Source organism: Pseudomonas agronomica (genome assembly GCF_025917275.1).
Lineage (GTDB): Bacteria > Pseudomonadota > Gammaproteobacteria > Pseudomonadales > Pseudomonadaceae > Aquipseudomonas > Aquipseudomonas agronomica.
In genome coordinates this window covers 1-514 of record NZ_JAOSHO010001024.1, presented here as the reverse complement: position 1 = coordinate 514, position 514 = coordinate 1, and the positions used below count along the sequence as shown (strand labels likewise).

At 58.6% G+C, this 514-nt stretch carries 1 pseudogene; it reads right to left on the bottom strand.

From position 1 onward, the window contains the following. Positions 1-241, bottom strand: a pseudogene (locus OC610_RS28715) (hypothetical protein); the annotation flags it as partial. Positions 242-514: the final 273 nt, after the last annotated feature.

Genomic DNA, 514 nt, shown 5'->3' with positions numbered 1-514 from the left:
TGAAGGTGAGCCGTTGCTGGCGCTCGTCAAAGCAGAAACCCAGCACGTCAGGTTCGGATGCCAGCCAGTTGATGACGCAGATGGCCGCGAATGCGCTGATGAACATGAGCGCCATAACCAGCGGGTGTTCGATAACTCTGGTGTGAGTGGACGACAGGCCTTCGACCTTGCACAGCATCAGGGTAAACACTGCCAGCCAATAGACGGGCAGGGCCAGTAACATGCCCGCCACGTAGATCATGGTCCCCAGGAATCCCGGCCTGGATACGTCGCTTGAGCAGTCCCATGTCGGTGGGTGTTCTGGCGTCCACCCGAAGACGTCCTTTTGGGTAGGGGAAGCGACCAGGCGCGGCGGGCGTTTACGTTTCATACGACGGGCTCTGGCAGAAAACCTGGCCATTCTCGTAGCAACCGCCCACGCACGCCTAGTCATTTCGCCTGTCGTTATCGCTACGCCTGCGCTTGGCTGTCGCTCAGAAATTGCTCGGTACTGACGACGTTCGCATAAGCAAAC